Here is a 7,331-nt window from a genome sequence, read left to right on the forward strand (position 1 = left end):
ATTGGCGGCGTTTGCCGCCTTACATATTGCAATCCGAAACAGATTGGAGGGATTCTTATCGCAAAATTGATCGTGGCGGAGAAACCGTCCGTCGCCATGTCCTATGCCAAAGTCCTCGGTGCCACCAGACGTCAGGACGGCTACCTTGAGGGCAACGGCTATCTGGTAAGCTGGTGCGTGGGGCACTTGGTGGAACTGGCACCGCCCAACATCTACGATGCCAAATACGTCAAGTGGAGCATCGCAGACTTGCCCATCCTGCCGCAAAAGTGGCAGTATCTGGTGTCAGCGTCCACCAAAAAGCAGTTCGGTATCCTGCAAAAGCTGATGAATCGCCCGGACGTAGACAGCATCGTGAACAGTTGCGATGCAGGATAGTGCGGTTGGGTGACTTAAGAGAAAGAAAAAAGAGACCTCATCTCGTTGAAAATCAAACCTTAAAATCATTAAAGGAGCCATTCAAATGAAACGAAATCAGAATTTTGACCATAATCGCTCTCAAAAAGTGCTTTCCTGCCGCTACAACATGGACACCAACCGGGTGGAAGTCCGGTTTGAGGATGGAGCCACTCTTTCCATCGACTGCATCGCTATTGAGGACGAATACGGCAACACCCCTGCGCAGCAAGCAGAGCTGGATTGGCTGCTCTACAACAAGCCCTTGGAGTATGCCCAGCTTGTGTTGGGTGGTGAGATTGAGCATTATCTCTCACTTGGTTGCGACCATGGTAGACTAGAGGATTAAAATAAAAAACAAGTTACATAGAACAACAACCCTTCATTTGCAGTAACTACAAATGAAGGGTTGTTATCATAAATAAAAATATTTTTAATTCTCGCAGTTCAATCGAGCTTTTACAGTAAAAGTTCCATTCTTTTTCTCGGCATAAAAATCACCATCGCTTTCCTGCACTACACGTTTTACATTTTTCAGCCCATATCCATGATGGTTGCCAACCCGAAGGCTGTGAGAGGCATTACTGTATGGATTGTCAAGGCGGTAGAGAAGGCTTCGATACTGTTTGCGCAGTTGCAAATGAATTTTACGCTGTTCTGGTGGCAAACCGCAACAGGCTTCAATTGCATTGTCGAACGTGTTTCCGATCAAGATGCTTAAAGATAATGGAGAAATAGATAGGACTTCTGGAATCGTTACGTCCAGAGTGACTTTGATACTGTTTTCTTCTGCTGTATGTAAATACTGATTTAACAGTGAGTCCACAACTGGATTTCCAATCGTAGAAATATTTTTGGAACGTTCAAAAGCATCCGTTGCGTCTTGTACAATTTTGTGGAGTTCTTCGGAATTCCCACGCTCCGCTACAGCCTGCATTGCCAAAATATATTTTTTAATATCATGCCAAAGGGCTCGTGTTTCTTCTTGCCGCTCCTTTAGCTGCTGATAATACTCCATCTGCAAGCGATATTGCTGCTCGTTAAATTCTGCTCTGAATTTTTCCTGCTCATTTTTTCGGAGGGCCTCCACATAGAAAACGATTAGGATATTCATTAAGAGGAGTACCACCATCAAACCAATCAGGTAGTCTGGAAAATTTTCATCTGCTGCATGATACTGTACCACATAACAAACTGCGATACTGGCAATTTGAATAACTATGATTGGCAGCAGCCAGAGAATACGCAGTACATTTTCTTTTCGACTGAAAAAATGCGAGATTAAAACAACCAATGGAATCTGTATCAGATTTGAGAACACCACATAAATCAGTCTGGCTGCTCCAGCTTGCATTAGAATCTCTGTGTCTTGGATGCGCAGTCCGATAAGGAGCATTGCAAGAACTTCAACCACTGCAATCAACGTAAAAAATGCAGCACTTGCAAATATAGCTTGCCATATTTGTGCCTCATAAAACAGAATTGCCAGAAGAAAACCTCCCAGCAGAAGGTAAATCGTTCGTGGCATCACCCAAGTGGGAAACAGGCTCAATATACATTGCCCAGTTATTAGAAGCGCAATATAAAGATAGAACCATCGCAAATACAAATCTTTTTTCTGGAATAAACGGTCAACGAAAAGTACAAGCAGTGCGATGTTGGCAAAACTCCCGGCAAATTCAACAAAATAATATATCATCTTCCCAAATAAGCGTTAAAGCTCTGATTGAACTCCTGACGCTTCCTCCGACTGATTGGCAATTGATTTCCGCTGGACAGAACAACTGTCGTTCCAGTGGCATAGACAATATGCTCCATATTTACAAGATAGCTTTTATGCGGTGAAGCGAAACACCGTTTTGGCAACTGTTCTAAGGCTTCTGGAATCGTCATTCGCAGAGTGATGTCTTGACATTTACAATGAATCAAAACTTTATGCCCATGGCTTTCCAGATAATAAATTTCCGCTGTCTCCAATGAAAGCGTAGCTCCTTCATATTCAACGGTAAAGTGCTTGGAATTCAATTCTTGGACAACGGCATCCATTGCAGCGGTAAAAAGCGATTCATCAAGTGGTTTCACCAGATAACGGAACGCAATGCCATATCCTTGCACAGCGTATTCATGCCGCTTAGTAACAAAGATCACCAACGGATGCTTTTCCATCTGCGTTAAGGTTTGCGCCAACTGGAATCCGTTTGAAGGCATTTCGATATCAAGCAGCAGAAGATCGAAGAACTTCTTTTTTAGCTGTAGATCACTTAAAAGTGCTGCACCGTCTGTGTAATTCTCAATGTCAAAATCGCCATGGACATCATATCGCCGAACGATTTGAACAATATCTTCAAGTTCTGAAGGTTCATCATCGCAGACTGCAATTCGATACCTTGCCATTTTGTCGTCCTCCACAAAGTAATGTTTCTGGCACTATTATAAACTGTGCATTTGCGCCTGACAAGTGGCTTGACATACCACTTTTGCCACCATAACGACCAGTTTTGCCAAAAGTCTTGATTTCAGAAAACTCCATGGTACATTGAAGCTGCAAGTTATATTATCTGTATGTGTCTTTACAATGTTGAACATAACTTTCAAGAGTCAAGAAAGGGTGCTTCCAATGCAGAACTCATAACATTAATTGAATCCAATAACATTAAAAGGACAATTTCTGTAGAAAGAGGTGCAAAAAATGACATTCACAAAAAGATTCATTGCAATTTTGCTTTCGTTTGCGTTGGCGTTTACAGCTCTTTCATCGACAGCTTTCGCATCAAATGGAATAGCCTCAAAAGGTAAAAGAATCCCATATTCCGAACTGCCAGAGGGATATAAGAGCGTAATTAGCTCTGATGCTATTATATATCAGCAAACAGACGGCTCCTATGATATTTATCAAAGCAGCCCTGTACTCAAACAAACGGGAGCCAAAGCATCTCAGAGATACGCGCCTAAAGGCGGCTCATACAGTGATCTTAAAAACGGTTGGATCACATCTTTGACCTGCGTGGTATACCAGACCTATTTGCCAAGAAATAACGTAAATATATGGATTTCAGAACAGGTTCCCGATATTCGAAGCTATATCATCGACAAGATAAGTTCAATGGGAACGGGTGCTATTGTTAAATACATTTCCGAAAAATGGGGATATGCCTTTCTTGCATCTGCCGTTGTTGAAATTGCAAATGGTGCAAAATTTGTTTTAAGCTGGCTCAATTTCAACCAAGTTGATACTGCAAGCAATCATGGTCAAAATGGAATATTGATTGAGTATCTTACAAATATTGGATCAGGGAATGCTAGAGTATATTCTGCATGGACAAGTTCTTATGTTCCTATGGAACCATATGGTGGTAGCGCAACGTGGCATGCAGAAGATTATTATGTGATGCCGTAAATCTTTGATGACACAAGGATAAATCAATAAGGATATCAGTAATTAATGAAAAAAGCGTACTATGGACTTCTTACATTTTCAATAATGAGTTTATCCTATGATTTGTACTATTGGAAAATGAGGAGTGCCGTTGGAGCATTGCGAACAGTGGATAAGGTTCTTTGCCTATCAAGCGGAAGTATTTGTGTACTCATAATAATGTATATTGTCATAAAGAGCATAAAAGGTCACAAGAAAAAATAGAATCTCGTATTAGTTCTATCTTGATTCATCAAACCGGAAAGCTTGCTCCCCAAAAGTAAAACTAATAGCCATCCATCTGCATTAATTGCAAGTGGATGGCTATTACTCTGCCTGCTTTAATTAGAACTCGGCTTACCACTTTTGCCGCCAAAACGACCAGTTTTGCCAAAAGTCTTGATTTCAAAAAAATCTATGGTACATTGAAGCTGAAAATCTCCAAACTGGGAGTGACATTACAATGTGGGAACGGACACTTTCTCAGAAAATTGTAAATAAGCTATGTGAGCAAGATGTAATTGACACCTGCGATGCAGCTGCTTATGTCTATGGATATGAATTACTTATTTCATCTGTTATAAGCGTCCTGATTGTTGTACTTGTTTCCATTATATGTGGTGACTTTCGTTATTCGCTTTCCTTTTTGCTTGGATTTGTTCTCCAACGGATCTATATTGGTGGATACCATGCGACATCACACATACGCTGCTATTTTGCGTTCTCTGGGATGTTTTTGATTTGTGTTTTGCTGAGCAAATTGATTGTAGTCACTTATATTTTCCGCATTATGACAACAGCACTTCTCTTGAGCATTTCGATTCTTTTCGCACCCGTTGAAGCGAAAAATAAGCCTTTGAACGAAAAGAAACGTCTGAAATATAAGATAATCGCATCGACACTCTCCGCAGTGGATTTTATAATTACGCTTCTAAATATGCTTCCAAATAACCGTATTGTAACTTGTTATTATCTCTCCAAATGGGTTCTAGTTATATTTGCAGTAGGTCCACTCTATCAAAAAATAAAACCAGCTCGTACTATATAATTGTCGAAAGGGGCTTCATTCATAATGTTATGATGATTGCCTTGATTATACAAATTAAAATTTGGGAAGGTGAAAATCATGAAAACGCACAATAAAAAATGGATGTTGATTTTTGGTAAATTCACTTGTGTGATGGCCATGGCACTCGCTATCTTGAGTGTTAACAGCACTTGCGGATTTACGGCATACCAACCGGATGTTCCCGAATCTCTTAACAACGAATAATATCAGACAACAAAATATTGATAAAGGAAGTGATTCCAGTGCACAAAGTTGTAAGTGTAACAGTATTGGCTACAAAGGAGATACCATGAATTCAGAAAGTTCCATACGGTTTCCTGCTGATTTTTCATATATTACAGCAGAAGAAGAACTTACAATTCAAGGCGGAACTGAAATCGAAGCAATTGACAGCATCGTTTCAAATATCACAAAAATAAGCAGAGTCTTAAATTACTTAGCAAGAATTTTTGCGGCATCAAGTTCAATGCTAAACAATCTAATAACTGTTTATAATACAGCAAAGCAATTAGACAAGTATATTCAGCAAAATTTTTGATAGCTTCAAATAAAGACATTTATCTAATCTTAATTATGAGGATACAAATATGAAAATATCTAGAAGAAGTTTTATGAGTGGTCTTCATGCTACATTTCTGACAACTGCTCTTGCTTCTATTGCGCCTTCAGCGTACGCAATGGAAAGTCCGGGTATGGATTCGTTGGATGTTTTGGTTTCTATGCACTATTTTCTTTCAGCACCCGATAACGGTACAATTCTTTGGCCAAAAGAATCCGTGATTGCCGAAATTATCCCTCTGTATGATGAGTTTGGAAACATTGTCGCATATTATGGAAAGTTGGAAAACGGAGGATACGCTATCGTTAATAATAATATAAAGAATCCGACTGTAATTGAATTTGGCGAAGATGATAATCCTCTAATTCGTAAAATCTTGAATGAATCTCCAACGACACATATTGTGTATGGTGGTCCATTCTCTGTTAATGACTCTGATTTTAGTGTCTTTTCAAGTGAATCTCAGGGAATGATGGATTTGTACTCGCAGTATCCTGAGTTGCAAGATGATAATGAGCCGCTTGCATCTGCTATTTTAGAGCAGTGTAGTGAGATAAGAAAGCGTTATCCGGCATTTCCAACAGGTGATGGGGATTATGGATTCATTGAGTGGGATGATATGCCTTCTGGTGGTTATAGCGAGAAAAGGCTTCCGGTAAGTGGTGTTCAATGGGTTCAGATGAATGACTATAATGATATTGCTCACGATCACTGTGGCGCAACGGCAGCAACAAATCTGGCAATGTATTTTTCCAATCAGGGATACTTTGACCTTGAAAAAGGAAGTGCTCGTGACACCTTTATTGCTGTACATAATGTTGTCGGAAACGGACCAATATTTGAACTTTCCGGAAAAGTCGAGAAGTATTTTTCCAGCTGTGGATATAACTTGAGTTGTTCTTCTGTGGCCGTTCTTGATACGCTAAAAGATGCACTGGACTATGATCATCCATGCGATCTCCTTTTGGCTGATAGTATTATCGCATGGCATTGGATTCTCGCTTTTGGGTATAGAGATTATTATTCAGGAGATTTCTACATTCAAATTATGGATGAATGGAATAAGAATATCAAACGTTTTTACAAGTTGAATTCCGGGTCGGCATGGCTTTCTGCCACGGAATACTGGATGTGATAGCATTGAAAAATAGGTATTGTTTTCTTTTTATTAATATAGGGAGTTTTTTGATACTATACATCGTTTCCACTAGATTCCTTGGAAATATCTACCTTTTTGATTGGACGAGCCGAAATCACTATCTCTATATTTGGATTATTCCAGTACTTATGGATTTTTTGGATCATCATATTAGATCGATAAGTATTTCAACTGGAAATTTTATAGGAATTATTGTCGGACAAACCATCGGAGACTTTATTGTAGAGGCAAACAAATCGAAAATATCCCCCGATATGCTTCCAGGAAAGATAGAACAGTTACGTAGTCACCCCGGAGTATGGATATGGTTATTGACGATTGCCATATCCTATGTAATTGGATTTTTAATCGAGAAAGCTTATCAAAAACATAAATAAAACTTTTTCTGAAAGAGTTCGAGTAAACCGCAAAAATCATACACGTTTTTCCTAGCCAAACAATCAGTACAAAGCAGATCTGATTGTTTGGCTCTTTATTTTGTAAAGGAGCGTGATGCCGTTGACCCAACCGAAAACCGACCTAGCCTACCTCCGCAGCGAAAAAGCCAAAGCAGAGCAGAAGCTGCGCTCTTGCCAGCACCGGGAGAAGATTCTTGAACGCCGGATGTCAGAGCTGAACCGGAGAGAGCGTGTGCATCGTCTTTGCACCCGTGCCGGAATGCTGGAAAGCTTTCTGGTCTGTCCGGGAGAACTGACCGATGATCAGGTGATGGAACTGCTGAAAATCTCGTTCC

The 7,331-nt window shown here is 40.0% G+C and carries 10 protein-coding genes and 1 pseudogene; 9 read left to right on the forward strand and 2 right to left on the reverse strand.

Going from position 1 to position 7,331, the window contains the following annotated elements; genetic code table 11:
• Positions 1 to 96: 96 nt before the first annotated feature.
• Positions 97 to 375 (forward strand): annotated as a pseudogene (locus tag QZL71_RS12505) (DNA topoisomerase); the annotation flags it as partial.
• Between the two features lie 88 nt (positions 376 to 463).
• Positions 464 to 745 (forward strand): DUF6061 family protein, encoded by a 282-nt coding sequence (locus tag QZL71_RS12510; protein WP_223385108.1) that lies wholly within the window; start codon positions 464 to 466, stop codon positions 743 to 745.
• Between the two features lie 84 nt (positions 746 to 829).
• On the opposite strand, the gene QZL71_RS12515 is transcribed toward QZL71_RS12510, so the two are convergent.
• Complete coding sequence (locus QZL71_RS12515; RefSeq protein WP_294649035.1) at positions 830 to 2,095, reverse strand: sensor histidine kinase; 1,266 nt, start codon at positions 2,093 to 2,095, stop codon at positions 830 to 832.
• On the reverse strand, positions 2,092 to 2,790 hold the full coding sequence (locus tag QZL71_RS12520; RefSeq protein ID WP_294649037.1) for a LytR/AlgR family response regulator transcription factor: 699 nt from the start codon (positions 2,788 to 2,790) through the stop codon (positions 2,092 to 2,094). Before QZL71_RS12520 ends, QZL71_RS12515 begins: the two co-directional genes overlap by 4 nt.
• Positions 2,791 to 3,085: 295 nt before the next feature.
• Here QZL71_RS12520 and QZL71_RS12525 point away from each other — a divergent pair, with 295 nt between their 5' ends.
• From QZL71_RS12525 to QZL71_RS12555, 7 genes are all read left to right on the forward strand, one after another.
• Positions 3,086 to 3,793, forward strand: coding sequence for a hypothetical protein (locus tag QZL71_RS12525; protein ID WP_223385111.1), 708 nt, complete (start codon positions 3,086 to 3,088; stop codon positions 3,791 to 3,793).
• Positions 3,794 to 4,274: 481 nt separating this feature from the next.
• A complete protein-coding gene (locus tag QZL71_RS12530) occupies positions 4,275 to 4,859 on the forward strand; it encodes an accessory gene regulator ArgB-like protein (RefSeq protein WP_249257836.1) in 585 nt (194 codons plus the stop codon).
• Between the two features lie 78 nt (positions 4,860 to 4,937).
• The gene (locus tag QZL71_RS12535; protein ID WP_249257837.1) at positions 4,938 to 5,084 is read left to right on the forward strand and encodes a cyclic lactone autoinducer peptide; all 147 of its coding nucleotides are present in this window, start codon (positions 4,938 to 4,940) and stop codon (positions 5,082 to 5,084) included.
• 85 nt (positions 5,085 to 5,169) lie between these two features.
• Positions 5,170 to 5,418, forward strand: coding sequence for a hypothetical protein (locus QZL71_RS12540; protein ID WP_223385112.1), 249 nt, complete (start codon positions 5,170 to 5,172; stop codon positions 5,416 to 5,418).
• A 49-nt stretch (positions 5,419 to 5,467) separates the two neighbouring features.
• Positions 5,468 to 6,574 carry a hypothetical protein gene (locus tag QZL71_RS12545; RefSeq protein WP_294649040.1) on the forward strand — a complete coding sequence of 369 codons (1,107 nt, stop codon included), beginning with the start codon at positions 5,468 to 5,470 and terminating at the stop codon, positions 6,572 to 6,574.
• A gap of 152 nt (positions 6,575 to 6,726) precedes the next feature.
• Positions 6,727 to 6,975, forward strand: a complete 249-nt coding sequence (locus QZL71_RS12550; RefSeq protein WP_249257839.1) for a hypothetical protein — start codon at positions 6,727 to 6,729, stop codon at positions 6,973 to 6,975.
• Between the two features lie 115 nt (positions 6,976 to 7,090).
• Positions 7,091 to 7,331 (forward strand): DUF3847 domain-containing protein (locus QZL71_RS12555; RefSeq protein ID WP_294649043.1); only part of this gene is annotated, 241 nt, incomplete at its 3' end.

This window comes from uncultured Faecalibacterium sp., from assembly GCF_900066275.1.
Lineage (GTDB): Bacteria > Bacillota > Clostridia > Oscillospirales > Ruminococcaceae > Faecalibacterium > Faecalibacterium taiwanense.

Excerpts from the sequence above, each read along its gene's own strand:
- QZL71_RS12510 (WP_223385108.1), top strand. The coding sequence starts at position 464 with ATGAAACGAAATCAGAATTTTGACCATAATCGCTCTCAAAAAGTGCTT.
- QZL71_RS12525 (WP_223385111.1), top strand. The coding sequence starts at position 3,086 with ATGACATTCACAAAAAGATTCATTGCAATTTTGCTTTCGTTTGCGTTG.
- QZL71_RS12520 (WP_294649037.1), bottom strand. The coding sequence starts at position 2,790 with ATGGCAAGGTATCGAATTGCAGTCTGCGATGATGAACCTTCAGAACTT.
- QZL71_RS12530 (WP_249257836.1), top strand. The coding sequence starts at position 4,275 with ATGTGGGAACGGACACTTTCTCAGAAAATTGTAAATAAGCTATGTGAG.
- QZL71_RS12535 (WP_249257837.1), top strand. The coding sequence starts at position 4,938 with ATGAAAACGCACAATAAAAAATGGATGTTGATTTTTGGTAAATTCACT.
- QZL71_RS12550 (WP_249257839.1), top strand. The coding sequence starts at position 6,727 with ATGGATTTTTTGGATCATCATATTAGATCGATAAGTATTTCAACTGGA.
- QZL71_RS12540 (WP_223385112.1), top strand. The coding sequence starts at position 5,170 with ATGAATTCAGAAAGTTCCATACGGTTTCCTGCTGATTTTTCATATATT.
- QZL71_RS12515 (WP_294649035.1), bottom strand. The coding sequence starts at position 2,095 with ATGATATATTATTTTGTTGAATTTGCCGGGAGTTTTGCCAACATCGCA.
- QZL71_RS12545 (WP_294649040.1), top strand. The coding sequence starts at position 5,468 with ATGAAAATATCTAGAAGAAGTTTTATGAGTGGTCTTCATGCTACATTT.